We start from the raw sequence: 26,784 nt of genomic DNA, 5'->3' as shown, positions 1-26,784 counted from the left end.
GCTACCACTTGCGCTCCTTGAGCACAGGCAATCATCACCTAAGAGCGTTGATATACAGACGTTGATCCATCGAAATGAACCAAACCGCCCACATATCTCTTCAGTGTATTCAATTGTCAAACAGCGTCGGAACCTAAGTCCCAGAGACAAAAACCAACACGTAGCGCCAATCTTAACTGGCGCAAACCGCGTCAAACCTGCCTCGAATTCTTCCCAAACTTCCCCTCCTGAACCTTCCGTCCAGTCCGTTCCGTCCGCCCCGTAGCGCCTCAGCGCCGCCGGTGAAGGGGGTTCTAGTCCTAACTACAAATACCCGCAACCCAAAAAATCACAAAAATCACGAAAATCACGAAAAAGATCTAAAATATAACAATATCATAGGGTTAGCCACCACCATGCAATCCGCAATGAACCAGCGAGCCATGCGTTCCACCGCTTAGTTTCCAACCCTTCTATGAAAAGTGGAGTTTTCCACAGACTCGCCCACAGACTCCCAGGATTCACCCTCAAGAATTACCCAAAATCCGGGATCAGGCGCGCTGGACTCGCATACGTCTTTTGGGGAGTCGCAGCACCAGAAGAACAATTGTCACCCCAAGATAGATCAATGGTTCGATCTGAAAGCCCTTGGCGACCATGACATAGTGTACGGCCCCCAGAATAGCTGCCGCATAGACCATCTTGTGCAAACTGCGCCACTTGGGGCCAAGCTTTCGCACGGACCAGTTGTTGGACGTCAGCCCCAATGGGAGCAGGATTATGAACCCCGCCATTCCAATGGTGATGTAAGGCCGTTTCAGGATGTCAGCCCAGATCTGACTAAGGATCTGTACATCCAGGACCAACCAGACCAACAGGTGCAGCAGTACATAGACAAACGTCAGCACCCCGATGGAGCGCCGGAACTTCATCAGGTTCAAGCCGGTGAACTGACGAAGCGGTGTCACTGCCAAGCCCAAGATCAACAACTGCAGCGCCCGCTCGCCCATTTCATGTTCGAGCACCTTGACCGGATCAACGCCCAACCCACCAGTCAGCCCAGAGTACAAAAGCCACATCGGATAGGCTGCCCCTGCAAGGTAAAGCACCCAAGCCGGAAACTTGCGCAAAGTTACGTTGATCTGATCCATCAGTGTCATGTGTTTCTATCTATCCCAAGCTGGGCCAGCCCCTAGAAAAACTTCGAGAGGTCCATACCTTCATAAAGATCTGCGACTTGATCTTCGTAGCCGTTGAACATCAGCGTCGGGACACGCTTGGCGAACAACCCGCCGCCGATCTTACGCTCGCTGGCTTGCGACCAGCGAGGGTGCGACACCTCGGGGTTCACGTTACTGTAAAAGCCATACTCGCGCCCGTTGGCCTGGTTCCAACTGGTGGGCGGTTCTTTGTCGGTCAGCGTGATACGCACGATCGACTTGATCGACTTGAAGCCATATTTCCACGGAACCACCAGCCGCAGCGGCGCACCGTTCTGGTTCGGGATCGGTTTGCCATAGATACCGGTCGCCATGATCGTCAGCGGGTGCATCGCCTCGTCCAGGCGCAGCCCCTCTTTATAGGGCCACTCCAGCACGGGATACTGCGTGCCGGGCATCTCTTCGGGGCGATAGAGGGTTTCAAAGCCCACATACTTTGTCCCCTCCTGCACACCCGCCAGATTCAGCAGGTCGGCCAGTTCAAACCCGTTCCACGGGATGACCATCGACCAGGCCTCGACGCAGCGAAAGCGATAGATGCGCTCTTCGACCGTCATCTCGGACATGATCTGCTCAAATCCATAGTCGCCGGGGCGGTCGACCAGGCCGTCGATCTGAACTGTCCAAGGGTCAGTTTTCATCAGATGTGCGTACTCAACTGGGTCCCCCTTGCCGGTGCCAAACTCGTAAAAGTTGTTGTAGCTGGTGATCTCTTCCCAGCTGTTGGGTTCCAGCCCTTCGGCCAAGGCAGGCTTGGCAATCGACGCCAGACCAACCCCCGCAAGTCCCGCCATAAAGTGACGGCGGTTCAGGAACGCCGCTTCGGGTGTCACGTCGGCGTGGGTCAAATCATTCTTCCAGCGGTGGGCCATTTCGGTCTCCGGTTGTTAATCGTTTTTAATCAGGTAGAGGGTCAAGCGAATTGAGCCAAACCAACTTGTCTCACGATTCAGAGACGGGACTGTAACTTGGCAGGATTTCGTTCATGGGTGTTGAACGCCCGTTTTCCATCATAATACGCACATGGCGCCGACGAAGCTGCCGAGGTTCGGGAACACCCACCGAATGGGCGATGGTTTCCACCTCGTGCCGGATTTCCTGCGCGTACCGAGCGACGCGTTTGTATTTGTGCTCGACCACCAGTCCCTTTTGAAAGCGCAGGTCATGGGTCGTGATGCCTGTTGGGCAGGTGTTCTTGTTGCATTTGAGCGCTTGGATGCAGCCGAGCGAGAACATGAACCCGCGTGCCGAAGTGACAAAGTCCGCCCCCGCAGCCAAGGCCCAGGCCACATCGCTGGGATTGATCAGCTTACCGCTCGACACAAGGCGGATGCGCTCTTTGAGCCCATGTTCGTCACGCAAGTTTGCAATTACGGGCAGCGCCTCGCGCACGGACATCCCTACAAGATCAATCAGGGGCATGGGCGCTGCCCCGGTGCCGCCTTCGCCGCCGTCCAAAGTAATGAAGTCGGGCGCACAGTCGTCCCCGCGCGCAACAATGGCATCAAAAAGCTCGGTGAAAACCTGTTCAGACCCAACCACGGTCTTGATCCCGACGGGTTTGCCGGTGACCTCGCGCACATGGGCAATCATGTTGAGCAGCTCTTCAACGTTGCCTGCTTCGCGGTGACGGTTGGGGGATTGGCTGTCGTGGCCTTTCTTGATGCCCCGGATGGCAGCAATCTCGTCGGTGATCTTTTCGGCCGGCAGAATGCCTCCCTTTCCTGGCTTGGCGCCTTGGGCCAATTTAATCTCGAACATGCGAACGGTTTCATGGGCGGCCACCTCACGCAGCTTGTCGTCGCTCAGTTTTCCGTGCTCATCTCGGACACCGTATTTTGCCGTCCCAATCTGGAAAACGATGTCGCATCCGCCTTCCAGATGAAACGGGCTCAACGCGCCCTCGCCAGTGTTAAGCCAAACACCTGCTTCTTTGGCGCCCCGGCTCAAAGCCTGCACGGCCGGCTTTGAAATCGCGCCAAAGCTCATGCCAGAGATATTAAAGAACGACGGCGCTTCATAGGGTATTCGCGCAGTCGGACCAATCCGCAACGGTTCGGATTTGGTGAACTGATCCCCCAACGGCGGGAAAGGCGCGTTCACAAAAATCGGAGTACCTGGTACGCTCAGATTGCGGGTCGAACCAAAGGCGACTGTATTCCCTTCGCCTTCAGCTGCGCGGTTGACCCATTCGCGCTGCGCCCGATTAAACGGTAGTTCTTCGCGGTCCATGGCGAAAAAATACTGCCGAAAGAACTCTCCCAGCCCGCTGAACAATTTCCGGAATCGCCCGATGACAGGATAGTTTCTGCGGATGGCATCATGTGTCTGAAACCGGTCGACAAAGAACAGGATCAGCGCGACCAAAGCGACCAAACCGATGAAGGTGACAAAGGCAAAGGCCATGACCTCGATTGCGTTCATTGCGAATCCCATTTGGGGACCTCCGATCTGTGTTTTGTTGCGGCGTTCGCGTTGCTGGCGAGTCTTAAAGACTGACCACAACAGCACGGGCAATCAAGCCACGTGCAATCACGTTGCAAGAAGGAGGTTGAAACAGAAAAGCGGAGGATATCCCACATCTAGGCGTGTAACCAGGTCAACCACCATATCTTGATCAGCCATCAGATACTGTTGGAAAACAAATGTTACACTGGATCAGCACTGATCAGATCTTAGGCCGAACGCATGCCATCGATCCGCTTGCGGACCAGCTCGACATGCATCCGCGCGTGATAGGCAGCTTGGCGATAGGCAGCAGGCAAACGCACCTTGGACAGTCGGTCGTCCAGCTCCACCAGATCTGCGCTCATCCGCTCAAGATCTTCGGCCGAGGGGGTTCCGTCGAGCTCATCCTCGATGGCCCGGATGTCGGGATAATGCTGCCAGACCTTCCATCCCATGATGTAGGCATAGATCCCCGGCAAAGCGCGCAGCATGGGCACCACAATGAATAGGATCGGCAACAGCAACAACAGCGTACGGTTCACCTGCGCCGCCATCCAGTACGGCAACCAGTCGTGCCAGGTTGACGGTCCTTCTGTGATCAGCTGACGCGCGGCATTGTTCACCGGCAGGTCAGTGCCATCAATCGAGGGGAACGCATCGGGATCAGTGATGATATCGCGCGCGCCGTGTAACGCCTTGGCGGCCATCGTCAGGCGATTGACCAAAGCGGGATGTAGATCCGGCGTGACGGCCAACCGCGCCTCAAGCGCCAGGATCGATTGCGGCTTTGACGGGATCACGGGATCCAACGAGATCGCGCCAGGCGGCACAGTAACAGTGGTGGCATAGGCCAGACGCCGGGCAATCGCATCACTGTGGTCCAGGGGAACAAATTGAATGTCAGGATGTCCATAAGCGCGTTGCAGATACGGCGCATCAATCGGCGCCACAAAAACTGCCACGTCGATCTCATCCGCAATCAGCGCGCTGATGGCATCGTCATAGCCAATGGCGACGGTTTGATTGGCCAGTAAGTCCAGCTCGATCGCGGCCAGAAAATCGACATATGCTGCCGACGTACCAGACCCAGGACGCCCGCCGTTGATCTTTAACCCTCGCCAAAGCGCCGGATTCCCCGGAAGGTTCAACTCGCTACGTGCCAGAAAGATCATTGGCTCGAAAAAGATCGAGCCGACGGCCTCGATTTCCGGGTCTCTGACCATGATCCCACCTTGCAACAGAGCGGCGTCGACCTGACGGCCTACCAAAAGTTGCTCGTTTTCAACCGATCCGGCGGTCTCAATCACCTCAAGCGTGATGCCATCACGTGCCAACTCCTCAACATAGCGTTTGGCCACTTGGTTATATGCGCCGCCCTCAGGGCCGGCCGCGATCCGCAACGTCTTGGGTGGGTGCAATTGCAAAAACACCAAAACCAAGCCCGTTCCAAGCACAAGGGCCACAAGCAGGGTCCAGATCCTCATAATGTGACCTTTCCGATTTTGGGGATTTCGTAGCAGGGCAAAACTTAGCGGGCTGATCTTCACGGGGCAAGACGGCAATCTCTTGCAAATGACCGCCGCGCCTGACCCGTGAAAGTGATCCAAATCTGCGTCGGCGCAGTATCAAGAATACACCAACCTGAATGAGGTTCCGTGAGATGTCACAAAAATGCACCGTAAGCTTTCTCTTGGCTTCTTTGACCCTGCTGCCCACGTTGACGTGGGGTGGCAACGAATCCCGTTCCACCGCTTATGAGGTCGGCAACGGCTTGATCGAGGTAGTCGCCGATTTTTCGGAAAACGCGATCTTTTGGTGCGGAGTGGGTGATTACGCTCTGCTGCGCCTTTCAAAACGCGGCAATACGCGGATTTACGTCTGGAAGGGTCCCGCCCCCAGCACCGCCCGCCCTGGAGAACGCGCGGTGACCTTTAGCTTCACCCCACCACCGGGTGCCAGCACCGGCGCGTCTTTCACGACAGATGTCTCCCTAATAGGCAACTCTCTGTCGGTTGGTCAGGCCAAACTCACCTGTGATGAACGGACCGCCAGCGGCTGATCACTGTTTTTGCATCAACGACAGGTAAAAGCCGACCCCACGTTCCAGGTTTTCGATCGACAGCCTTTCGTTCAAGCCGTGGAACCGAACCAGGTCCTCGCCAGTGATCATGAAAGGGTTGATGCGATAGGTGTTCTCGCTGGCCTTGGCGTAATGACGCGCATCTGTGGCCGCAATCGTCAGCCCCGGTACGGCAGCCAAGGGACCAAAAACCGCGCGAATTGACGCCTCGACGTCCAGGTACCCCGCCGCAGTAGAGCTGGAGACCGGCGAGGCATCACCGCCCTTATCCCTGTCTGCCAAAATCTCGATCTCGTCATCGTCGATAACGGTGCGAACATGTTCCACCACGCTGTCGATGTCGTCGCGTGGATGAATGCGAAAATTGATGACCGCGCGGGCCTCGGTCGCCAGCACGTTTTCCTTGGTCGATCCGGACAGCATCGTGGGCGCAGTGGTTGTCCGCAGCATCGCATCTGTGGACGGAGCACCTGACAGGATGTTTTCCAACAGCGGATCAAACAGCCAGCGGTTGGCAAAGACCACCCGCTGACCAAATGAGAAATGGCGCCCCAAAGCATCGAAGAATTCCGCCGACACCCCGGTCAAACCACCGGGCATCGGATTGGACTGCACCCGATCGACCGCGCGCGCCAAACGACCCACCGCCGTCACACGCGGTGGCATCGATGAATGCCCCCCTTCGGCACGGGCGATCAGGGTTAGGGTCACATATCCCTTTTCGGACAGGTTGATGCTGGCCACGGGCTCATCAAGTCCCGGGATGATCTTGTCTAGAACAAAGGACCCTTCGTCCAGTGACCAAGCCAAAAGTACGTCCTGCTCTTTCAGGTGGTTCGCGACCGAAATTGCGCCCTTGCCGCCAACCTCTTCGTCACCACCAAAGCTGAAGTAGATGGTGCGTTCGGGTGTAAAACCGGCAGTAACCATGGATTCGGCTGCAGCCAACATGGCGATCAAAGCACCTTTGTTGTCCAATGTGCCCCGCCCCCAGACAAAGCCATCCGCAATCGCGCCGGAATAAGGGTCATGTTCCCATTGATCCAAGGACCACGGCGCAACCGGCACCACGTCATAGTGCGCAGCCAGCAAGACCGGCTTCAGATCCGGGTTGGAGCCCTGCCAGCGATAAAGCGGGGTTTTCTGATCCAGCACCACCCGCTCTGTCGCGCCGTGAACAGCTGGATAGGTCGCCTCGAGAAACGACAAAAACGCGTCAAAATCTGGGTGACCGGGTTTGGTGCTGTCCGTCTCGAACTGAATGGCCTGCGAGAGCTGCTTCGCAGTTCGTTCGACATCAACCTCAACGGTAACAGGCTCTGACGCCGGAATGGGCGGCGGCCCATACTGAAAGGTGTTAAACAGCAATATCCCTGCCAAAACCACGATTGCCACCGCCAGCAAGGCGGCGATACGCTTGACCCATTTGAGCATCTCTCTCCCCTTCCCGATCCAGATCGGTTTTCACCCACATTGTGACGGCTGCCTTGAGCAATGAAAGACCCTACGTCTCCCACTTACTCAACGTTATCTGCTTCGGGCTCTTCGGGAGGGGGCGAGATGAAAGAGTTCTGAACTTAAAGAAGGTCGGCTGTCTTGACCGCATAGCGGTCAGTCATGCCCGAAACGAAATCGGTCAGCGAGTGCATTGCGGAATAAGCATCGGTGACATCCCGTAAATCAAGTTGAACGGCGCTGACGACTTGCCGCTCGTACGACGGCAAATCCGCTTGTTGCCAACCACTTTTTGCCAGTGCTTCGTAAACCGGGCACAGCCCGTCCAGCACCCGGCGGATCACGTTGCGCCCCTGCACTTCAAGCTTGGTTTTGCGCGGGGCTGTGAACAGCTGTTCATGAGCCAGATCCTTGATCTCTTTAAAAGCCGCGGCCTTACCCGATTCCTCGATCAAAGAGCTCGAAAAACTGCCGTCCAAAATGGCGTCATGATTATCCTTGAACGCCTGAACACAGGCGTTGATCGCGCCACCGATAGCACGGGCGCGCAGGTAACTGATCTTCTCATAGTCAGTATAACCGCCTTGATTTCGGCGCGTCGGAATGGCCACCGCCGAGAGCAATTCTTCGACCGTCTTCAAGGACAGATCCCCGGATGAAAATCCATCCTCCAGATCAACGATGTTGTAACAGATGTCGTCTGCGGCTTCGACCAGATAGACCAGCGGATGCCGTCGCCACCATTTTTGGCCATCGGCCCCTTCGGTCTCGATCAACTCCATCGCATTGGCGGCGGCTTCGTAATATGCGCGTTCGGCTTCGAAGAACCCAAACTTTTTGGCACCAACATAAGGCTTCTTGCCACTGGCCTTCAGCCGCTTGGATGTTTCTGCACCCATCGGATACTTCGTGAAGGCCCCCAATACCGCGTTCGGCAGGCACATGCCGCCTTCGTTGCGATACATCTCAAGCCGGGTCAGAATGCGAAACCCCTGAGCGTTGCCTTCGAACCTTTCGAATTCATGCCAGCGGTCCCCTGCAATACCGCGAAACGCAGGCGAGCAGCCTTGCAGTTGCTCAGCGCACCAAGCGCCAATCGCTTCTTCACCCGAATGTCCAAATGGCGGATTCCCGACGTCGTGGGCCAGACACGCAGCCTGAATAATCCCGGCAACTTTATGGGACGCCGCTTCTGGGATCAGGTTTTCTTCAGTTGCCAGCCAAGTCCCAACCTGCATGCCGATCGAGCGGCCAACGCTGGCCACCTCTTCCGAGTGGATCAGGCGATGGCGCAAATGGTCGTTGTCATAAAGCGGATGAACCTGCGTCTTATTGGCCAGTCGGCGGAACGGGGCGGAAAAGGTGATTCTGTCAGCGGCGATTACATGAGCCGGGCGATCCGGTTGCTCGGGTTTGCCGTCAAAGACGGACGTATCCAAAAGCTTCGCCCATTCCATTTTCGCCATGTCTGCCGACCTTTTCCATGTTGAAATTCAGCCACTTGGTGACAGAAAAACCCGCCCTGTAAAAGGGCGGGCTTCATGTTCATTTCAGCGCGGATCAGTGCACGACTGCATCATCCGGGCGAGGGCGATCGCTGGTGCCCAGACGGTCGCCGATGATCAGACCATCGGCCCCGGCAGAAACTGGAACGGTTTCACCGTCCTTGATTTCACCCGCCAACAGCGCCTCGGCGAGCGGATTTTGCAAGGCGCGTTGGATCACGCGCTTGAGGGGGCGCGCACCAAAGACCGGGTCGTAGCCCTCGTCGGCCAGCCAGGTCTTGGCCGCCTCGTCCAGTTCCAACCTGATCTTTCGACCAGCCAGACGTTTGGCCAGGCGGCCCAACTGGATGTCGACGATACCGTCCATATCCGCACGGGCCAGACGGTCAAAGATGATCGTCTCGTCCAGTCGGTTCAGGAACTCGGGCCGGAAATGCGCCCGCACCGCGTCCATCACATCACGCCGTGCATCTGCTGCGTCAGCGCCATCAGGCAGTTGGCTGAGCGCCTGCGCGCCTAGGTTTGACGTCAAGATGATCAGCGTCTGCTTGAAGTCCACAGTGCGGCCCTGACCATCGGTCAACATACCGTCGTCCAGCACCTGCAACAGAACGTTGAACACGTCCGGATGCGCCTTTTCAACCTCGTCAAACAGCACAACCTGATAGGGGCGCCTGCGCACTGCCTCGGTCAACACACCACCCTCGTCATAACCGACATAGCCCGGAGGAGCACCGATCAGGCGGGCAACACTGTGCTTTTCCATGAACTCGGACATATCGACCCGAACCATGGCGCTGTCGTCGTCAAACAGGAAATCGGCCACTGCCTTGGTCAGCTCGGTCTTGCCCACGCCAGTGGGTCCAAGGAACAGGAACGAACCCAGCGGGCGATTTTCGTCGTTCAAACCGGCCCGTGCGCGGCGCACGGCGTTTGCCACGGCGGTTACGGCCGAATGCTGGCCAATCACGCGACGATGCAGATCATCTTCCATCCGCAAGAGCTTCTCACGTTCACCTTCGAGCATTTTGGACGTCGGAATTCCGGTCCAACGCTCAACCACGCCTGCGATTTGCTCGGGCCGCACGGTTTCTTCGGCCATCATGCCGCGATCTTCGCGGTTTTCTGCATCCGACAGTTGCTTTTCCAACTCGGGAATCACGCCATAGCTAAGCTCGCCGGCCTTTGCCAGATTGCCTTCGCGTTTGGCAATTTCCAGATCGGCGCGCGCCTTGTCCAACTGCTCTTTCAGCAACTGTGCCGCATTAAGCTTGTCGCGTTCGGCCTGCCACTGCGCTGTCATCTCAGCGGATTTTTCTTGCAGGTTCGACAGGTCCTTTTGCAACGTTTCCAGGCGATCCCTGGAGGCCACGTCGTCTTCGAGCTTCAGCGCCTCCTCTTCGATCTGCAATTGCAGGATCTGTCGGTCCAACTGGTCCAACTCTTCCGGCTTGCTGTCGACCTCCATCCGCAAGCGGCTGGCAGCCTCATCGACAAGGTCGATCGCTTTATCTGGCAGGAAGCGGTCGGTGATGTAGCGATGCGACAGGGTCGCCGCCGAGACCAGCGCCGAATCCGACACGCGCACGCCGTGGTGCAGCTCGTATTTCTCTTTGATACCACGCAGGATACTGATCGTGTCCTCAACCGTCGGTTCGCTGACCATCACCGGCTGGAACCGCCGCGCCAAAGCCGCGTCTTTTTCCACGTATTTGCGATACTCATCCAACGTGGTCGCACCGATACAGTGCAACTCTCCGCGGGCAAGCGCGGGCTTGATCAGGTTCGCGGCGTCCATCGCTCCGTCTGACTTACCGGCCCCGACCAGTGTGTGCATCTCGTCGATGAATAGGATGATTTCGCCAGCGGCTTCGGTCACCTCAGTCAGAACCGCCTTCAGCCGCTCTTCGAACTCGCCGCGATATTTCGCACCGGCGATCAACGCGCCCATGTCGAGGGACAGGAGTTTCTTGTCGCGCAAGGATTCCGGCACATCACCATTGATGATGCGCAAGGCCATCCCCTCGGCAATTGCGGTTTTACCTACGCCGGGTTCCCCGATCAGAACCGGGTTATTTTTGGTTCGGCGGCTGAGCACCTGCATAGCGCGGCGGATTTCCTCGTCGCGACCGATGATCGGGTCAATCTTCCCCTCGGCCGCAGCCTCGGTCAGGTCGTGGGCGTATTTCTTGAGCGCGTCATAACCATCCTCGGCGCTGGCCGTATCAGCCGTCCGCCCCTTGCGAATGTCATTGATTGCTTCGTTGAGTTTCTGCGCGCTCACGGCACCGGCGTCCAAAGCCTCCTTGGCCTTGGATTTCACCATGCAAAGCGCCATCAAAATACGCTCTACAGGGACAAAGCTGTCGCCTGCCTTTTTTGCCAATTTCTCGGCCTCAGCCAATACCTTACCGGTTTGACCATCCAGATATATCTGGCCTGCGTCGCCGCCAACTTTGGCCTGTTTTGCAAGGGCAAGATCGAGCGCTTCGACCACCCGTACAGGCGCACCGCCAGCACGCGCAATCAGGTTGCTCGCCAGCCCCTGTTCGTCATCCATCAAAGCCTTTAGAATGTGTTCGGGCGTCAGTCGCTGATGCCCTTCGCGCATCGCAATGGTCTGCGCCGCTTGCACGAAACCTCGTGCTCGCTCGGTGAACTTGTTCAAGTCCATCATTCTCTCCTTTTCCAAGCGCCCTGTCATGTCGGCGCCCGAAATCGGCACGCCTGTTGTTGGGCCTCACATTCAATTTGGGAAATGCTATCCGGTCTTCAAGAGGCTGGGTCACGGAAATTCAAAATGAGTTAAATTCTCAGAATTTCACCTCAACGGCGCCTCACTTTCGTAATATTTCGGGGTTCATACTAGGGTTCAGAGTGGAGGCTACTATGCTTGTAACGAATGTTGAAATTTCACAATACACCTACTGCGAACGAACCGAACGGCACACTGCAAACGTCTGCATGACACTTGGCGACATGTTCGTCACCCTGTTCTGCGCACTGAACATGCCTGAAAACGAATGCCCGAAGACACGCGCCAACGCGTTTGTTCGGGACGCGATGCGCCAGTTGCGCCGCATGCCCGAATACCGCTCGGGGCGCAGCTCGCTAGAGTTGTCGAAACACGTCACTGCACCGATGCCTTTGCTGGCATGAGGCTTGCAACACCACTTGCATCACGCCTTACGGCTATTTAGAGAGGCGCGACCCCACCAAAACAAGGATCGCGCCCATGTCCGCCATACCTGCGCCCGCTACACCTGCGCCCGACGATCGCCTGATTGTCGCGCTGGATGTTCCCAACGCCCTGCAAGGTCTGGCCTTGACCGAACAGCTGGGCGACGCGGTCTCCTTTTACAAAATCGGCCTCGGTATGCTGACCGGCGGCGGCCTGGCGCTAGCGAATGAGCTGAAGCAGCAACACGGCAAGCGTATTTTCTTGGACATGAAGCTTTTCGACATCGGCAACACAGTCGAAAATGCGGTGCGGGGCCTGGCGCAGTTCGATCTGGATTTCCTGACCGTCCACGGTGATCCGCATGTGGTCCGTGCCGCGAAAGAAGGCGCAAGCGGCAAGGACCTGAAAATCCTAGCCGTGACCATCTTGACCTCACTCAACCGGGATGACCTGGATGCAGGTTTGATCAAGCCCGGCGACGTGCAAGAGTTGGTCATCGAACGTGCTGCCAAGGCATTTGAGTCGGGTGCAGACGGTGTCATTGCGTCGCCGCAAGAGGCTGCTTTGATCCGCGCCTTGCCACAGTCCGAAGGTCGCTTGATCATCACTCCAGGCGTGCGTCCGGCGGGCGCCGAGCTGGGGGATCAGAAGCGTGTCGCCACCCCGGCAAATGCAGTCTCGGACGGGGCAGATCACATCGTGGTCGGCCGTCCGATCTACCGCGCCGAGGATCCTCGGGCCGCAGCGCACGCGATCCTGGCTGAACTGAATTCAGCCCAGGCCTCGGCTCCGAACAGACCCTGACTGGGCGCAACTGGCCTTTTTCACTCAAAAGCCGCTGTGCCCCTGAAAGCACATATTTCACATGCATTTTGCATGTCTGGAATTCCGGACTATGCCCGAGCCGTTTTTTGGGGGAGTCTAAGGTTGATACACTCCCCAACGAACCTTGTCTTCCTGTGGTTCGTTACCTCCCCCGCTTAAGAAGCGGGGGTTTTCTCGGTGAGGCCCCCAAAAACCTGCTCAGACCACCCACAGAGAGCTCTCTGTCATTGCCCTGTATCGGCCCTTAGAATAGTGTTGCATGCCGACCCCTAGTATCCCGAACGCCGAGCCGATCGATGCCTTCCTTATGTCGCGATTGCCTGATCCCTTTTAATGCCGGGCGCCGCTGCCCTTCGTGTGGCAGCCCCCTGGTTGTCAGCGACCCCGAACTGTTCGATCTATCGATCGCGCACATGGACTGTGATGCGTTCTATGCCTCGGTCGAAAAGCGCGACAATCCTGAGCTGGCGGACAAACCAGTGATCATTGGCGGCGGCAAACGTGGGGTCGTTTCGACGGCCTGTTATGTGGCGCGGATTCGTGGCGTCAAATCTGCGATGCCCATGTTCAAGGCGCTCGACCTCTGCCCCGATGCCGTGGTCGTCAAACCCCGTATGAGTGTCTATGCCGAGGTCAGTCGCGAAATCCGCGCGATGATGGATGACCTAACCCCCGCAATAGAACCGCTGTCGCTGGACGAGGCATTTCTGGATCTGTCTGGCACCCAAAAGCTGCACGGCGCACCACCCGCGGTAATGCTGGCGGGTTTAGTGAAGCGGATGAAAGATGAACTGGGGCTTACCGGCTCTATTGGTCTCAGCCACAACAAGTTCCTGGCCAAGGTGGCATCAGACTTGGACAAACCCCGTGGATTTTCCGTGATCAGCCGACAAGAAACCGCCGGTTTTCTGGAAAACAAACCTGTGCGCCTGATCTGGGGCATCGGCCCCGCTGCCCAAACCTCGTTAGAAAAGGTTGGCATCCGAACCTTCTCGGACCTGCTGCGATGGGACCAGACTGCCCTGAGCGAACGGTTCGGCTCGATGGGATATCGCCTTTGGCATCTGGCACGTGGGCAGGACAAGCGCCGGGTATCAAACAACGAGCCGATGAAGTCGATCTCGAATGAAACCACCTTTTTTGAAGACACCAATAACCCCGACATTCTGGACGGGCATCTGTGGCGGATGGCGGAAAAGGTGGCGGACCGGGCCAAGGCAAAGGGACTGGCAGGTCGGGTGGTGACACTCAAACTCAAGCGTGCCAACCATGCGGTCCTGACGCGCCGCGTGTCCTTGCGGGATGCGACGCAAATGGCCGACACTTTGTATAGAACTGCCCGGGCCTTGTTTGATCAAGTTGGCGATCAAGGACTTTATCGACTGTTGGGGTGTGGCTTGTCTGATTTGTGCCCCGAAGACGAAGCTGACAAAAGCGGCGACCTGCTCGACCCAAATGCAGCCAAACGCAGCGAAGCCGAACGAGCGACGGACGCTATTCGCAAACGCTTTGGTTCTGACGCGATCATCAAAGGGCGCACATTGCGTTGATTACTCGGCTGCCAGCCGTGCCGGCCCCTGCCCCAATACCGCGATGCGAGACGCCACTTTGCCCAGCAACTCGCGCACCCGGTCAAAGTCCGCGTTGGGGCGGATGCCCTTTTCGTCCATGTAAATAGAGCGGTCGATTTCGATCTGGATAGCATGCTGACGACGTGACGGCCGCCCATAGGCTTGTGTGACGTAGGCGCCGGCAAAGGGCGTATTGCGCATGACCGAAAACCCGGCATCCGCAAAGGCCGCTTCGACCTCATCCATGATTTCAGGCGACGCGGCTGCGCCAAAACGGTCCCCCAAGACGATCTCGGGGCAGCTATTCCCGTTGCGACATACGCTGTCCAAAGCTTCGTGTGGCATCGAATGGCAATCCAACAGGATCGCCTGCCCGAACAGTTGGTGCGATTCACCCAACAGCGCTTGCAACCGCGCATGGTAAGGGTGCCAGTACCCATCAATTCGGCGCTGTGCTTCTGTCATCGCCAGCTTGCCACGGTAAATCGCGCGCCCGTTTGCCACGACACGAGGAATCACTCCCAATCCAGAGGCCACACGCGGATTGTGCCCCGGCTTGCGAACACCCGTTATCAATGCCGGATCCAGTTCGTCAGGGCTGCGGTTGAGATCAAGAAATGCGCGCGGCGCGCCAGCTTTCAAAAATGGGGCCCCAAAATCGGATACATCCTGAAACAATAGATCTACAAAAGCATCCTCGGACGACCGAATCGTCTTTTGATCTAGCACTGTCTGTTTCAGAAACCTGTCCGGATAGTCGTTTCCACTGTGCGGAGAGGCAAAAACCACGCAAGACGTGCGTTTCTTGGGTTCGGACAAGTAATATGCAGCACGGGGCATGGCGTCTCCTTACAAAGAAAATCATAGACCGGAAAATAGTTCGATCAAAAGCCCTTGATCCCCCCGACGACTCCTTTTATAGACCCCGCTACCGGCGCGGTTCTCCGCGTCCTAGTTTTTTCTGGGGCAAGGAACGCAAAGGTATTCGTGGGCGCTTAGCTCAGTGGTAGAGCACTTCGTTGACATCGAAGGGGTCACAAGTTCGAACCTTGTAGTGCCCACCATGAATTCACTGTTTCGGATTTCCGGGACACCCGTAACACCAGGCGCTGGCCACACCTTGCACAAGGCGCCGCAGGAACAGGAGACAGGCCATGAAGGTCAAGAACTCGCTCCGCTCGCTCAAGAACCGGCACCGTGATTGCCGGGTTGTGCGTCGCAAAGGCCGCGTTTACGTGATCAACAAAACGCAGCGTCGGTTCAAAGCTCGCCAGGGCTGAACCACACCGCATACCCAAAGAAAACCGCGCCTTCGAGCGCGGTTTTTTTGTGTTTGCACTCGACGAGTGCCATACCGCAGAGAATTCTGTGGCGATGCACCGAATGCTGTTAGCCTAATTGTGCGACTCAGCACCGGAGGCCAGTCATGTCACGTCCCAACGTCATTCTGATCCTGGCTGACGACATGGGGTTTGCCGACCTTGGCTGCACTGGGTCAGAAATCAGGACGCCCAACATCGACGCCCTCGCCAAAGGGGGCACTTTGTTGAGTGCGATGTATAATTGCGCCCGTTGCTGTCCAACACGAGCATCTCTGTTAACCGGCCTCTATCCACACAACGCTGGCATCGGGCACATGGGTGCGAACCTTGGCACGCCTGCCTATCAGGGGTTTCTACGAAACGATTCTGCCACCATCGCCGAACATCTGCGCGCCGCCGGATATCGCACGCTGATGAGTGGCAAGTGGCATGTCGCGGGCGATTTCGAATCTCGCGACTATGACAGCTGGCGCCCCGGAGATGTTGAACATCCCACTCCTCGCCAGCGTGGCTTTGACCGTTTCTTTGGAATTATGGACGGGGCCACGCATTTCTTCTCGCCGCATTACATGATGGAGGATGACAGCCGGGTCGAAGTTCTGTCGGAAGACTTCTATTTCACCGACGCCATCACTGACAAAGCCATTGGCATGATCGAGGACGCGGTCGAGGATGAGATGCCGTTTTTCCTCTACCTCGCGCACACCGCTCCACATTGGCCCCTACACGCACACCCCGAGGACATCGCCCGGTATAACGGTGTGTACACCAAGGGTTGGGATGCGATCCGAACAGCCCGACATGAGACGATGAACGGCTTGGGCGTGTTTCAGACACAGTGGGACATCTCGCCCCGGGACCTGGACGTGCACCGATGGGAGGAGGAAACGCACACCGATTGGGAAGCCGCCAAAATGGCGACCTATGCTGCTATGGTGGATCGGATGGATCAGTCCATTGGAACCCTCGTGACCAACCTTCGCAAGTTGGGTCAGTTGGACAACACGCTGATCCTGTTTCTGTCCGACAACGGTGGGTGTGCCGAGTTCATGGCCGAAGATGGGTGGGCGCAATTCTATCCGGACGTTACTCAAGACGGGCGCAAGATCACGATGGGCAATGTGCCCGATCTGGCACCGGGCGATGCACAGACCTTTCAAAGCTACGACAAACCATGGGCCAACGTATCGAACGCGCCCTTCCGCCTGTTCAAGCATTATGTCCACGAGGGCGGGATTTCGACGCCTCTGGTGGCGCATTGGCCTGACGGGTTTTCACCGCAAACTGTCCGCCACGCCGCCTGCCACGTGGTCGACATCCTGCCGACGATCCTTGCGGCGACCGGCACCGCCTATCTAAAGGAACTGGGTGGTCACGAGATCCAGCCAACCCAGGGCGAAAGCCTGCTCCCACTTTTGCAGGGAGCAGAGTGGCTCCGTGAACAGCCGATCTTTTTCGAACACGAAGGCAACGCCGCCATTCGCTTGGGCCAGTTCAAACTTGTCCGCCTGCACGGCCAAGATTGGGAACTTTATGACATGGAGGCTGACAGAACCGAGTTGCACAACCTGATTCACGGAGACGCTGATCGCGCCGATGCAATGCAGCGCGCCTATCATAATTGGGCAGACACAGTAGGTGCCATGGACTGGAACATTGCTTTGCCCAAGCTCCTCAAAGCTTGGAAAATGTCCAGTCAGGAAGGTTGAACATCCTTCCCGAGTGTTTTTATCGGATTTCGATTGTATTCGATCAGGATTGCTATATTTCACTAGGCAACCGGGTCTATTATCGGATTCGTCAACACTTGGGAATTGCAATGCTCAAAGCATCGACAGCACTTGCCACCATCGTGGCCACCACACTGACAACGGCCGCCTGGGCCGAAGGCGAAGTGAACCTCTACTCCTCACGCCACTACGACACCGACGAGCGGCTCTATTCCGATTTCGAGGAGGCCACTGGCATCACCATCAACCGGATCGAAGGCAAGGCCGACGAGCTGATCGCCCGGATGAGTGCCGAGGGTGCAAACTCTCCTGCGGACATCCTGTTGACGGTTGATACCTCGCGTTTGGAACGCGCCAAGGATGCGGGCGTTCTGCAATCCATCGACAGCGATGTGCTTGAGGCCCGCGTGCCCAGCTATCTTCAGGACAGCGACAACCAATGGTTCGGCTTTTCGCAACGCGCGCGCGTGATCTTCTACGACAAGAATGACGTCGCCAACCCACCCCGCACCTATCTGGACTTGGCTGATCCACAGTATGCAGGCAAGGTCTGTATCCGGTCGTCCAGCAATACCTACAACCAGACGCTGCTGGCTTCGATTATCGAACACCACGGCGAAGAGGCGGCATTGACCTGGGCCGACGGCGTGGTGGCCAACATGGCACGCGACCCCAAGGGCGGCGACACCGATCAGCTGCGCGGTTTGGTTTCGGGCGAATGTGAGATTGCAGTTGGTAACACCTATTACTTTGCCCGTGCCCTGCGTAAGAACGTCAAAGGCGTCAGCGACGACATCGATATGATCGGTTGGGTCTTTCCTTCGCAGGATGCCGAAGGTGCACATATGAACCTGTCGGGTGGCGGCATGGCAGCCCATGCCCCCAACAAGGAAAACGCGATCAAGTTTCTCGAGTATCTAGCCTCGGATCAGGCGCAGCAATACTTCTCGGGCGGCAACGATGAATACCCCTCTGTGCCGGGTGTTGCCCTGTCTGAAACCGTCGCCAAGCTGGGTCACTTCAAACCCGACGACGTAAGTCTGTCAGCGGTGGCGAAGAACATCCCCACAGCACAAAAGATCTTTGACGAGGCTGGCTGGCGCTAAGCCTGCCCAAAAACCAATCATCTGGAAAGCGCGAGAGAAATCTCGCGCTTTTTTTGTTGCAAACGTAATGATTATCAGTGCAGCATTTTCGTAAACGAGAAACTGTCTCGGATATGATTATGCTGGATAACCTATCAAGCCGCTTGAGCGGACGCCTGAAAGAACTGCGCCAGGCGCGTAGATGGTCGCTGGATGAACTGGCCGCTCATAGCGGGCTGAGCCGCGCTACCCTGTCCCGGATGGAAAAGGGCGACGTCAGCCCAACGGCCGAAAGCCTGGGCCGCTTGTGTCAGGCCTACGGCTTGCCGATGTCCCGTCTTATGATGATGGTCGAGGACACGTTTGTTCCGCGTATTCCGGTTGAACGTCAAACCGAATGGACCGACCCGGAAACCGGGTATGTCCGCCGCTCCGTCTCCCCTCCGGCTCCTGGTCTGTCGGGCGAGGTTATCGAATGCCACCTGCCGCCAGGGGCGCGCGTTGCCTATGACGGGCCGCCCAAACCCGGACAAGAGCATCACGTGATTTTGCTAGATGGGGCGATGTCCCTGACCGTGGACACGGTGCGCCACGATCTGACTGCGGGCGATTGCCTGCGATACCACCTGTCAGGACCGACGGTGTTTGAAACCTCGGAACATCGCGGCGTGCGCTACATGCTGGTGTTGATATGATCGAAGAAGTATCCGCAACAACACTGCCTTTGGTTCTGAAGGACCTGACCGATACCCTCCACGCTTGCGTTCATGACGGTGCCAGTGTCGGGTTTGTCTTGCCATTCTCGACACAAGATGCCGCAAATTTCTGGGAAACGCTCATCTTCCCGATGGTGTCGGCAGAGGCCGCAACACTCTTCGTGGCACGCCACAAGGGCCATGTTGTAGGCACCGTACAGCTCATCCCCGCGCCGATGCCCAACCAACCGCACCGGGCGGATGTCTCGAAACTGCTGGTGCACCCTGAATTCCGCCGGTTGGGCTTGGGTCGAATGCTCATGACTGCGCTCGAGGACAAGACACGCGCTCTTGGCCTGTCCCTACTGGTCCTCGACACTCGCAGTGGTGATCCGTCGCAACGGCTCTACCAATCACTTGGCTTCGACAAAGCGGGCGAGATCCCAGAGTTCTGTCGCAACCCTTTTGACGTCCGTTTGGAACCCACCACCTACATGTACAAACACCTGCGATGATCGTTCTATTGGTCTTGGCTGTGATCGCGGGGGGTGCGTTGATTGCAGCCCAAGGCCCGATCTACACCCGGATGGCCGATCAGTTGGGTGGGCCACTTCAAGCTGCTACGCTTGCCTTTGGCGTGGGCACCTTGGCATTGCTGATGCTACTGCTGACAACAAGCAGCGCGGTGCCGCGCAAATCCGACATGGTTTCAGTTCCGCTTTGGATGTGGGCAGGCGGACTTATTGGAGTCTACGTCGTCCTGGTCTCAATCCTGGCCGTGCCTAGACTGGGCGTCGCTTCGTACTTGGTCTGCGTCATCATCGGTCAACTGGCAGCCGGATACGTTTATGACCGCATCGGAGCCTTCGGCATGGACGTTCGGGGCTTCTCCACCGTCAATGCGTTCGGTTTGGGACTTGTTGCGCTTGGGGCTGGCTTAACCGTCTGGCGTTAGTGCCCACGCCCAACCTGACGGCAGATCAGGATAACAGGCAACAAACCCACAGCTAGAATGACCAAAGACGGCACCGCCGCGCCCTCTAGCCGTTCATCCGAGGCCAACCGGAACGCCTGAACCGCCAACGTGTCGTAGTTAAACGGACGCATGATCAGGGTCGCGGGCAGCTCTTTCATCACGTCGACAAAGACGATCAACAAAGCCGTCATAAGGGATGGAGTCAGGATCGGCAGATGCACCCGACGCAATGTGCCCATCGGCGTTTTCCCCAATGACCGGGCGGCGGCGTCCATGTTGGAATGCACCATGCTCTGCCCGCCCTCATAGGCCGACAAAGCCGCAGAAAGGAACCGCACCATATAGGCCGCGATCAACAACCAAATCGACCCAGTGATCAACAGGCCGGTCGACACCCCAAAGGTCGTGCGCATCCACCCATCAAGCAGGTTGTCGAAATTCGCGAACGGCACCATCAGCCCGACCGCGATCACACCGCCCGGCACAGCGTACCCAAGGCGCGAAATATAGACGGCAAACATCGATTGCCGTCCAGGCTTGAGCCGCTGAAAGAACCCCACACAAATCGCAGCGCAGACCGTCACTGCCGCAGCAATCGACGCCAACGTCAAAGAGTTCTGCAGAAACCCGACATACCGGCGCGACAACAGGTTCTGCTCGGATTCAAGACCCATCTGGAACAGGATGATCACAGGCAAAACAAATCCCAACACTACGGGCACTGCACAAAGGACAAAGGCTCCTGCCGCCGCAAAGCCACGCAACTGCACTGATGGCAGCGCCGCGTGACGGCGCCCCGCTTGGTGGTATTTCGACTGGCCCCGCTGGGTGCGTTCAGCAACAGCCAAAAGCAGGGCAAACCCCAAAAGACACATCGCCAACTGTGCCGCTGCCGCCCGGTCAGCCATTGTAAACCAACTGGTATAGATGCCGGTGGCAAAGGTCTGGACCCCAAAATAGGCCACAGTTCCGAAATCAGCGATGGTTTCCATCACCGCCAACAGAACGCCACCAGCAATCGCAGGGCGCGCCATTGGCAAAGACACCGTCCAAAACGCCGCAAACGGGCTGGACCCCAGCGAACGGGCAGCCAGAAAGGCGGTGGCGCTTTGTTGCAGGAACGCAGCGCGCGCCAGCAGATAGACATACGGATACAACACAAGGATCAGCATCACCGCCGCCCCTTCGGTCGAGCGGACCTCGGGGAACCAATAGTCGCGCGGCCCCCAGCCCATCACATCCCTCAAGGTGCTTTGCACAATGCCGGGATGATCCAGAACAAAGGTATATGCATAGGCCAGCACATAGGCCGGAAAGGCCAGCGGCAGGACCAACGCGATTTCCATGAACCGTGATCCGGGAAATCGGGTCATTGTCACCAGCCACGCCGCCCCAACGCCCAGACAAAAAGTGCCGACAGCCACCAGCACAACCAGGATCAATGTCGTCGCTGCGTACCGGGGCAGGACCGTCGACATCAGATGGGACACGGTATCTGTTCCGCCTGTAACCGCCGCCAGAACAACGGCCAACATCGGCAACAGACAGATGGCGGCAATGACCATGGCAATCCAACCGAGCACCCGGGTGCCGGTGGAATTGCGGTGGCGTGTGCCCTGATCTGAATATTCTATGTCGGCCATGATCGCTTCTGTGTAAGGCTTTCCGCCCTTATTCGATCATTTCTGTCGGCAATTCCAGTGCAATCCTGCAAGAGGTCCGCGGGCGTGGGTATCCGATTCCAACTTTGCCTTGCCCTGCACGCATGCAGTAAGGTGAATTTAAATTTGCGTCACAAAGGTAACTTGATCATGACCGTGTTAGATTACTTCGCCTGGATCGTTCTGATCGTTCTGATTGCCACAGTGCTGGTCGGCTTTGTCGTCCTGGCCCGATTGCCTGGTCAAATCGCACACAACCGCAACCACCCACAAGCCGAGGCTATCACCGTCGCCGGTTGGCTGGGTGCGCTGATGGTCGGAGTGTTCTGGCCGCTTGCGTTGATATGGGCCTTTACCAAACCTCAATCCGGCCCCCAAGCGGAGGGAGCCAAATTATGATTGTCTTTCTGACACTGATCTATGTCGCCTTCCTGTTTGTTCTGATCCGACTCAAACTATTGCCAAATACGGGACTGACTTGGGCCACAACCTTGATATGGATGGTGGTTCTGTTCATCTTCCTCTTCATTCCGTTGCAATGGGGTGCGCCGCAGGGATCCACTCGCGTCCTGACCCGGGCGGTTCAAGTGATACCAAACGTCAATGGCGAAGTGGTCGAGATCGCCGCGCAACCGAATACCGCGCTGAAAAAGGGCGATGTATTGTTCCAGCTGGATTCCGAGCCGTTTGAAATCGCCGTGGCTGCAGCACAAGCCAGCCTGGTGCGTACCCAGGCACAAGCCAAACAGGACTTTGATGCGCTTGGAAATGCCGAAGCACAACTCAGACAGGCCTTGGCCAACCAGACACAGGCCCAGAACAGGTACGACGACGACGCCCAACTGGTCGAAAGCGGGACAATTTCTGAAACCCGCCTTGAACGTCGACAAACCACCCTCGACGCGGCCAATGCCATGGTCGATCAAGCCCGAACTGCCGTTTCACGCGCCGAAACCGAACTTGGCGCGGTAACGGCGGACGGCACGGTCGCCAAGGTGGCCGAAGCTCAGGCGCAACTGGATCAGGCGCAATGGAACCTGGATCAGACTGTGGTTCGCGCCCCCAGTGATGGGTTTGTGACCAACTTGGCGCTTGCCGTCGGGCAGCGGGTCACGAGCCTGCCTTTTGCACCGGCCATGGTATTCATCGACACGTCAGAAAAGACGCTGGTGGTGAATATACACCAGATCTATGTGCGGCATCTGGAGACCGGGCAAGAGGTCGAAATGGCACTCAAGACCAATCCGGGTGGTATTCTGAAGGGCACACTTGGTGACATTGTCGAAATCACCTCTCAGGGCCAGGCGATGGTATCTGGCACGGTATTTGCCAGCGGACAGGTACAAGCCGAGCCTTTCGTGGCCAAACTTGTGCTGGACGATCCGCAAATGTTGGCCGACCTGCAACCTGGCACAGTGGGAACAGCGGCGATTTACACGAACGCAGTCAAACCGACCCATATCATCCGGCGAGTGATGATCCGGATGGAAAGCATAATGAACTATGTGATTCCGGTACTTTGAAACAAATCCACCCCGCCGTTTCAGAAACGGCGGGGTAGACTAAAAACCCTCGCACAGTCTGTCAGTCGTAGACTCGCTGATCCTCGATCACCAACCCATCCTTGGGCAGGGTTCCCGGCGCGACCACTTCGATTGCGCCTTTGAGTTTCAGCACTTCAACAACCGACTTGGCATAACTCATGTCATCCCCGTCCGGGCTTTCGATCTGGACAGTCATTGTGTCCATTTCCCCCTGACGCGAAGCAATCACGCGGGCCTTTACGATCTCGTCGTGCTTTTCGACCAGTGCCGCAACCTGCTCGGGTCGAACAAACATACCTTTGATCTTGGTCGTCTGATCCGCTCTGCCCATCCAACCCTTGATCCGCTTGTTGGTGCGGCCACAGGGCGAAACACCGGGCAGAACAGCAGACAAATCACCGGTGGCAAAGCGGATAAGCGGATAGTCGGGGTTCAGGGAGGTAACCACGACCTCACCCACTTCGCCCGGCGCTACCGGTGTACCCGTGCCGGGGGTCACGATCTCGACGATGACGTGCTCATCCACGATCATCCCTTCCATCGCCGAGCTTTCATAAGCGATGTTGCCCAGATCAGCAGTCGCATAGCTTTGCAGGCAGGTGATCCCGCGATCCGCGTATTCCTGACGCAGGGACGGGAACAAGGCCCCCCCACCAACGGCAGCTTTCGAGAACTTGAGCGTAACGCCCATCTCATCGGCTTTGTCCAGAATGACCTTTAGATAATCCGGTGTGCCAGCGTAAGCAGTGCAGCCGATGTCCCGCGCAGCATTGACCTGCAATTCCGTCTGACCTGTACCTGCAGGCAAAACGGCAGCGCCAACGGCCCGCGCGCCGTTTTCAAAAATCATCCCCGCTGGCGTCAGGTGATAGCCAAAGCAATTCTGGACAATGTCCTCCTGCCCAATACCCGCAGCGTGCAAGAAGCGACCCATACGCCACCAATCGTGATCCACACCTCCCGGTTCATAAATTGGGCCCGGTGATTGAAAGATGTGCGCGAAGCCAGAAGCCGGTTTCACGGTGAACCCGCCAAACGGCGCGCTCTCGGATTGGGCACGGCTCAGTTCGGATTTGCGCAGAACCGGCAAATCCACCAAGTCTTCGACGCTGCGTACCGTATCGGCATCGACGCCAGCAAGGCTTTTGGCATAGCCGGTCGCTGACTGCGCTCGCGCAATCTGCTCTGGCAAGGCCCGCGCCAAAGAAGCGGCGCGTTCATCGACACTTCGTGTCTCAAGGGAATCAAAATGCGTCATAGCCTGATCCCTCATCAGCTCAACCACCGCTTGCGGCGGCGATAAGACCTGACATCACGGAAGCTTTTGCGCCCTTCGTCGGACATTCCAAGGTAGAATTCCTTAACGTCCGGATTTTCGCGCAATTCTGCCGCTGGTCCGTCCATCACAACGCGGCCCGATTCCAGAATGTAGCCATAGTGCGCAAAGCGCAGCGCCACGTTAGTGTTCTGCTCAGCCAACAAGAAGGACACGCCTTCTTTCTCATTCAAATCCTTGACGATGCCAAAGATCTCTTCGACCAATTGCGGCGCCAAACCCATCGAAGGTTCGTCCAGCAGGATCGTTTCTGGGTTAGCCATCAGAGCGCGGCCGATGGCAACCATCTGCTGTTCGCCACCCGACGTGTAACCCGCCAATGATTTGCGCCGTTCTTTGAGGCGCGGGAAATAGTCATAAACCAGCTCAAGGTCACGCTGCATCTCGGCCTTGCCGGATGTGCGAGTGTAATACCCGGTCAGCAGATTTTCCTCGACCGTCAGGTGTTCAAAACAATGGCGCCCTTCCATTACTTGGATCACGCCCTTGCGCACCATATCTGCCGGGTCAGAATCGTGCACATCCTTACCGCGATACTTGACCGACCCTTTGGTGACCTCGCCACGTTCCGAATGAAGCAGGTTCGAGATCGCCTTGAGGGTCGTTGTCTTGCCGGCACCGTTCCCCCCCAGCAAGGCAGTGATCCCACCCTTGGGCACATTCAGGCTGACGCCTTTCAGCACGAGGATCACGTGGTTGTAGATCACCTCGATGTTGTTGACCTCCAGAAGGGTCTCGACACCGACGTCGTTTGTGTTGGCTGCATCCAGCATCAGTTGTTGTCCTCACGCATGCCCGGTTCCCATGCCGGGCTTTGGGGAATGGAATGGCAGGCGCACCTGCCATTCCGATTGGTTTTAATCAAAGCCGATCAGCAGTTCGGCTCGATCTTGTTTTCGGCCGCATAGGCACTGGAATCCTCGGCAACCAGTGCACCGATCACTTCGCCGTCGGTCGGTTTGAAGTCCGAGATCAGCGACCAGGTTTTGCTTGCCGCGTCCCACTGGTTCACACCAACCAGACCTGGGCCACCGTGGTTTTCGCACGACACTTTGAACGACGGGCCAAAGTTCGGCATGCCAAGCGCGGCCATCTTGTCCTCAGTGATTTCCAGAGCTTCCATACCATCACGCATCTGTTGCGGGGTGATGTCGGTCACACCGTGTATGTCTTGCGCGGTTTTCACAGCTTCAGCTGCCAGCATCGCTGCATAAAGACCACGGTTGTACAGAACCGTACCAACCTGATCGCCAGCGCCTGCGGCCTTGCCTGCGTCGACAACGTGCGTCTTGATATCGTCAAACACAGGGAAATCGCTGCCCACGTTGTGGAAAGTGATCGCCTTATAGCCGTTGGCCGCATCACCTGCAGACAGAACGTCATGCTCGGCTCCGGACCACCAGACACCGATGAAGTTTTCCATCGGGTAGCGGATGTTTGCAGCTTCCTGCACGGCAACTTGGTTCATCACGCCCCAGCCCCAGATCACAACGTAATCAGGACGGTCACGACGGATCTGCAGCCACTGCGATTTCTGCTCCTGACCAGGGTGGTCAACAGGCAGCGCCTTCAGTTCAAAGCCATGCTTTTTCGAAAGCTCTTCCAAGGTCCGGATCGGCTCCTTGCCGTAGGCCGAGTTGTGATAGACCAACGCGACTTTCTTGCCGTTGATATCGCCGCCATTGCTTTCCAGTAGATAGTTCACGACACCCGACGCACCGTTCCAGTAGTTGGCCGGATAGTTGAAGACATTCGAGAAGACATCGCCGTTGGCGGCAGACGTACGGCCATAACCCATTGTGTGAATCGGAATACCGTCTGCTGTCGCTTTGGGGATCAGCTGATAGGTGATACCTGTCGACAGCGGTTGATACACCAACGCGCCTTCGCCCTTTGTTGACTCGTAGCATTCAACACCTTTTTCGGTGTTATAGCCGGTCTCGCACTCCACCAGACGGATGGGCTCGCCACCAATGCCGCCATCGCGTTCATTCAGCATGGTGAAGTAATCCGCATAACCGTCTGCAAACGGAATGCCGCCTGCGGCGTAAGGCCCGGTCCGATAGCTCAGCGATGGGAACACCAGATCTGCCATCACAGGTCCGGCGGCCATCAGCGCACCAAGCGCCAGAGTGGTCAGTTTCATTTTCATCGGCTTTATTCCTCCCTAG

General features: G+C 57.1%; 24 protein-coding genes and 1 tRNA gene. 13 read left to right on the top strand and 12 right to left on the bottom strand.

The genetic code is table 11. From position 1 onward, the window contains the following. Positions 1–530: 530 nt before the first annotated feature. The 4 genes from msrQ to G6R15_RS15675 all read right to left on the bottom strand — a co-directional run bounded on the left by msrQ (position 531) and on the right by G6R15_RS15675 (position 5,131). Positions 531–1,130: a protein-methionine-sulfoxide reductase heme-binding subunit MsrQ gene (gene msrQ / locus G6R15_RS15690; RefSeq protein WP_164660928.1), complete on the bottom strand. Its 600-nt coding sequence runs from the start codon at positions 1,128–1,130 to the stop codon at positions 531–533. A gap of 41 nt (positions 1,131–1,171) precedes the next feature. Further along, positions 1,172–2,071: a protein-methionine-sulfoxide reductase catalytic subunit MsrP gene (gene msrP / locus G6R15_RS15685; RefSeq protein ID WP_164660895.1), complete on the bottom strand. Its 900-nt coding sequence runs from the start codon at positions 2,069–2,071 to the stop codon at positions 1,172–1,174. 70 nt (positions 2,072–2,141) lie between these two features. After that, the gene (locus tag G6R15_RS15680) at positions 2,142–3,635 is read right to left on the bottom strand and encodes an FMN-binding glutamate synthase family protein (protein WP_164660894.1); all 1,494 of its coding nucleotides are present in this window, start codon (positions 3,633–3,635) and stop codon (positions 2,142–2,144) included. 239 nt (positions 3,636–3,874) lie between these two features. Further along, positions 3,875–5,131, bottom strand: coding sequence for a TAXI family TRAP transporter solute-binding subunit (locus G6R15_RS15675; protein ID WP_164660893.1), 1,257 nt, complete (start codon positions 5,129–5,131; stop codon positions 3,875–3,877). Between the two features lie 176 nt (positions 5,132–5,307). Here G6R15_RS15675 and G6R15_RS15670 point away from each other — a divergent pair, with 176 nt between their 5' ends. Further along, on the top strand, positions 5,308–5,706 hold the full coding sequence (locus G6R15_RS15670; RefSeq protein ID WP_205520532.1) for a hypothetical protein: 399 nt from the start codon (positions 5,308–5,310) through the stop codon (positions 5,704–5,706). Here the strand turns inward: G6R15_RS15670 and G6R15_RS15665 are convergent, their stop codons facing one another. The 3 genes from G6R15_RS15665 to clpB all read right to left on the bottom strand — a co-directional run bounded on the left by G6R15_RS15665 (position 5,707) and on the right by clpB (position 11,361). Continuing rightward, a complete protein-coding gene (locus G6R15_RS15665) occupies positions 5,707–7,161 on the bottom strand; it encodes a M20 family peptidase (protein WP_164660891.1) in 1,455 nt (484 codons plus the stop codon). A gap of 143 nt (positions 7,162–7,304) precedes the next feature. Further along, entirely contained in the window at positions 7,305–8,648 is a 1,344-nt protein-coding gene (gene dgt, locus G6R15_RS15660) for a dGTP triphosphohydrolase (protein WP_164660890.1), read from the bottom strand. A 94-nt stretch (positions 8,649–8,742) separates the two neighbouring features. Beyond that, a complete protein-coding gene (gene clpB, locus G6R15_RS15655; protein ID WP_164660889.1) occupies positions 8,743–11,361 on the bottom strand; it encodes an ATP-dependent chaperone ClpB in 2,619 nt (872 codons plus the stop codon). Between the two features lie 215 nt (positions 11,362–11,576). On the opposite strand from clpB, the gene G6R15_RS15650 reads away from it, so the two are divergent. The 3 genes from G6R15_RS15650 (at position 11,577) to G6R15_RS15640 (ending at position 14,243) form a co-directional block, all read left to right on the top strand. After that, positions 11,577–11,846 carry a hypothetical protein gene (locus G6R15_RS15650; protein ID WP_164660888.1) on the top strand — a complete coding sequence of 90 codons (270 nt, stop codon included), beginning with the start codon at positions 11,577–11,579 and terminating at the stop codon, positions 11,844–11,846. 76 nt (positions 11,847–11,922) lie between these two features. Next, the gene (gene pyrF, locus G6R15_RS15645) at positions 11,923–12,672 is read left to right on the top strand and encodes an orotidine-5'-phosphate decarboxylase (protein ID WP_164660887.1); all 750 of its coding nucleotides are present in this window, start codon (positions 11,923–11,925) and stop codon (positions 12,670–12,672) included. 317 nt (positions 12,673–12,989) lie between these two features. Continuing rightward, entirely contained in the window at positions 12,990–14,243 is a 1,254-nt protein-coding gene (locus tag G6R15_RS15640; protein ID WP_164660886.1) for a DNA polymerase IV, read from the top strand. Here the strand turns inward: G6R15_RS15640 and G6R15_RS15635 are convergent, their stop codons facing one another. Further along, the gene (locus tag G6R15_RS15635) at positions 14,244–15,104 is read right to left on the bottom strand and encodes an N-formylglutamate amidohydrolase (protein ID WP_164660885.1); all 861 of its coding nucleotides are present in this window, start codon (positions 15,102–15,104) and stop codon (positions 14,244–14,246) included. A gap of 149 nt (positions 15,105–15,253) precedes the next feature. Between G6R15_RS15635 and G6R15_RS15630 the strand changes: the two genes are divergently transcribed. The 7 genes from G6R15_RS15630 to G6R15_RS15600 all read left to right on the top strand — a co-directional run bounded on the left by G6R15_RS15630 (position 15,254) and on the right by G6R15_RS15600 (position 20,051). Continuing rightward, positions 15,254–15,328 (top strand) — tRNA-Val (locus G6R15_RS15630). A gap of 90 nt (positions 15,329–15,418) precedes the next feature. Continuing rightward, the gene (gene ykgO, locus G6R15_RS15625) at positions 15,419–15,544 is read left to right on the top strand and encodes a type B 50S ribosomal protein L36 (RefSeq protein WP_008562923.1); all 126 of its coding nucleotides are present in this window, start codon (positions 15,419–15,421) and stop codon (positions 15,542–15,544) included. Between the two features lie 146 nt (positions 15,545–15,690). Next, positions 15,691–17,295: an arylsulfatase gene (locus G6R15_RS15620; protein WP_164660884.1), complete on the top strand. Its 1,605-nt coding sequence runs from the start codon at positions 15,691–15,693 to the stop codon at positions 17,293–17,295. 110 nt (positions 17,296–17,405) lie between these two features. Beyond that, entirely contained in the window at positions 17,406–18,422 is a 1,017-nt protein-coding gene (locus G6R15_RS15615; RefSeq protein ID WP_164660883.1) for a Fe(3+) ABC transporter substrate-binding protein, read from the top strand. 119 nt (positions 18,423–18,541) lie between these two features. Next, positions 18,542–19,096: a helix-turn-helix domain-containing protein gene (locus tag G6R15_RS15610; protein WP_164660882.1), complete on the top strand. Its 555-nt coding sequence runs from the start codon at positions 18,542–18,544 to the stop codon at positions 19,094–19,096. Next, positions 19,093–19,611, top strand: a complete 519-nt coding sequence (locus G6R15_RS15605; RefSeq protein WP_164660881.1) for a GNAT family N-acetyltransferase — start codon at positions 19,093–19,095, stop codon at positions 19,609–19,611. Before G6R15_RS15610 ends, G6R15_RS15605 begins: the two co-directional genes overlap by 4 nt. Further along, the gene (locus G6R15_RS15600; protein WP_164660880.1) at positions 19,608–20,051 is read left to right on the top strand and encodes a DMT family transporter; all 444 of its coding nucleotides are present in this window, start codon (positions 19,608–19,610) and stop codon (positions 20,049–20,051) included. The genes G6R15_RS15605 and G6R15_RS15600 overlap by 4 nt, the downstream gene beginning before the upstream one ends. Here G6R15_RS15600 and G6R15_RS15595 read toward each other — a convergent pair. After that, complete coding sequence (locus tag G6R15_RS15595) at positions 20,048–21,715, bottom strand: iron ABC transporter permease (protein ID WP_164660879.1); 1,668 nt, start codon at positions 21,713–21,715, stop codon at positions 20,048–20,050. The genes G6R15_RS15600 and G6R15_RS15595 overlap by 4 nt on opposite strands. Before the next feature lie 168 nt (positions 21,716–21,883). On the opposite strand from G6R15_RS15595, the gene G6R15_RS15590 reads away from it, so the two are divergent. Beyond that, positions 21,884–22,132, top strand: coding sequence for a DUF3302 domain-containing protein (locus tag G6R15_RS15590; RefSeq protein WP_164660878.1), 249 nt, complete (start codon positions 21,884–21,886; stop codon positions 22,130–22,132). After that, a complete protein-coding gene (locus tag G6R15_RS15585) occupies positions 22,129–23,256 on the top strand; it encodes an HlyD family secretion protein (protein ID WP_164660877.1) in 1,128 nt (375 codons plus the stop codon). Before G6R15_RS15590 ends, G6R15_RS15585 begins: the two co-directional genes overlap by 4 nt. 61 nt (positions 23,257–23,317) lie before the next feature. Here the strand turns inward: G6R15_RS15585 and G6R15_RS15580 are convergent, their stop codons facing one another. The 3 genes from G6R15_RS15580 to G6R15_RS15570 all read right to left on the bottom strand — a co-directional run bounded on the left by G6R15_RS15580 (position 23,318) and on the right by G6R15_RS15570 (position 26,765). Continuing rightward, a complete protein-coding gene (locus G6R15_RS15580) occupies positions 23,318–24,535 on the bottom strand; it encodes a phenylacetate--CoA ligase family protein (RefSeq protein WP_164660876.1) in 1,218 nt (405 codons plus the stop codon). A 14-nt stretch (positions 24,536–24,549) separates the two neighbouring features. Continuing rightward, positions 24,550–25,386 carry an ABC transporter ATP-binding protein gene (locus tag G6R15_RS15575; RefSeq protein WP_164660875.1) on the bottom strand — a complete coding sequence of 279 codons (837 nt, stop codon included), beginning with the start codon at positions 25,384–25,386 and terminating at the stop codon, positions 24,550–24,552. 98 nt (positions 25,387–25,484) lie between these two features. After that, positions 25,485–26,765, bottom strand: coding sequence for an ABC transporter substrate-binding protein (locus G6R15_RS15570; protein ID WP_164660874.1), 1,281 nt, complete (start codon positions 26,763–26,765; stop codon positions 25,485–25,487). Between the last annotated feature and the right edge of the window lie 19 nt (positions 26,766–26,784).

This window comes from Tropicibacter sp. Alg240-R139 (assembly GCF_900537075.1).
Taxonomy (GTDB): Bacteria; Pseudomonadota; Alphaproteobacteria; order Rhodobacterales; family Rhodobacteraceae; genus Falsiruegeria.
The sequence above is the reverse complement of the archived record's forward strand: the minus strand, read 5'-3'. Positions and strand labels throughout refer to the sequence as shown.

Bases quoted from the DNA above. Each gene is read 5' to 3' on its own strand.
- msrQ (WP_164660928.1), bottom strand. From the start codon at position 1,130: ATGGATCAGATCAACGTAACTTTGCGCAAGTTTCCGGCTTGGGTGCTT.
- msrP (WP_164660895.1), bottom strand. From the start codon at position 2,071: ATGGCCCACCGCTGGAAGAATGATTTGACCCACGCCGACGTGACACCC.
- G6R15_RS15680 (WP_164660894.1), bottom strand. From the start codon at position 3,635: ATGGGATTCGCAATGAACGCAATCGAGGTCATGGCCTTTGCCTTTGTC.
- G6R15_RS15675 (WP_164660893.1), bottom strand. From the start codon at position 5,131: ATGAGGATCTGGACCCTGCTTGTGGCCCTTGTGCTTGGAACGGGCTTG.
- G6R15_RS15670 (WP_205520532.1), top strand. From the start codon at position 5,308: ATGTCACAAAAATGCACCGTAAGCTTTCTCTTGGCTTCTTTGACCCTG.
- G6R15_RS15665 (WP_164660891.1), bottom strand. From the start codon at position 7,161: ATGCTCAAATGGGTCAAGCGTATCGCCGCCTTGCTGGCGGTGGCAATC.
- dgt (WP_164660890.1), bottom strand. From the start codon at position 8,648: ATGGCGAAAATGGAATGGGCGAAGCTTTTGGATACGTCCGTCTTTGAC.
- clpB (WP_164660889.1), bottom strand. From the start codon at position 11,361: ATGGACTTGAACAAGTTCACCGAGCGAGCACGAGGTTTCGTGCAAGCG.
- G6R15_RS15650 (WP_164660888.1), top strand. From the start codon at position 11,577: ATGCTTGTAACGAATGTTGAAATTTCACAATACACCTACTGCGAACGA.
- pyrF (WP_164660887.1), top strand. From the start codon at position 11,923: ATGTCCGCCATACCTGCGCCCGCTACACCTGCGCCCGACGATCGCCTG.
- G6R15_RS15640 (WP_164660886.1), top strand. From the start codon at position 12,990: ATGCCTTCCTTATGTCGCGATTGCCTGATCCCTTTTAATGCCGGGCGC.
- G6R15_RS15635 (WP_164660885.1), bottom strand. From the start codon at position 15,104: ATGCCCCGTGCTGCATATTACTTGTCCGAACCCAAGAAACGCACGTCT.
- ykgO (WP_008562923.1), top strand. From the start codon at position 15,419: ATGAAGGTCAAGAACTCGCTCCGCTCGCTCAAGAACCGGCACCGTGAT.
- G6R15_RS15620 (WP_164660884.1), top strand. From the start codon at position 15,691: ATGTCACGTCCCAACGTCATTCTGATCCTGGCTGACGACATGGGGTTT.
- G6R15_RS15615 (WP_164660883.1), top strand. From the start codon at position 17,406: ATGCTCAAAGCATCGACAGCACTTGCCACCATCGTGGCCACCACACTG.
- G6R15_RS15610 (WP_164660882.1), top strand. From the start codon at position 18,542: ATGCTGGATAACCTATCAAGCCGCTTGAGCGGACGCCTGAAAGAACTG.
- G6R15_RS15605 (WP_164660881.1), top strand. From the start codon at position 19,093: ATGATCGAAGAAGTATCCGCAACAACACTGCCTTTGGTTCTGAAGGAC.
- G6R15_RS15600 (WP_164660880.1), top strand. From the start codon at position 19,608: ATGATCGTTCTATTGGTCTTGGCTGTGATCGCGGGGGGTGCGTTGATT.
- G6R15_RS15595 (WP_164660879.1), bottom strand. From the start codon at position 21,715: ATGGCCGACATAGAATATTCAGATCAGGGCACACGCCACCGCAATTCC.
- G6R15_RS15590 (WP_164660878.1), top strand. From the start codon at position 21,884: ATGACCGTGTTAGATTACTTCGCCTGGATCGTTCTGATCGTTCTGATT.
- G6R15_RS15585 (WP_164660877.1), top strand. From the start codon at position 22,129: ATGATTGTCTTTCTGACACTGATCTATGTCGCCTTCCTGTTTGTTCTG.
- G6R15_RS15580 (WP_164660876.1), bottom strand. From the start codon at position 24,535: ATGACGCATTTTGATTCCCTTGAGACACGAAGTGTCGATGAACGCGCC.
- G6R15_RS15575 (WP_164660875.1), bottom strand. From the start codon at position 25,386: ATGCTGGATGCAGCCAACACAAACGACGTCGGTGTCGAGACCCTTCTG.
- G6R15_RS15570 (WP_164660874.1), bottom strand. From the start codon at position 26,765: ATGAAAATGAAACTGACCACTCTGGCGCTTGGTGCGCTGATGGCCGCC.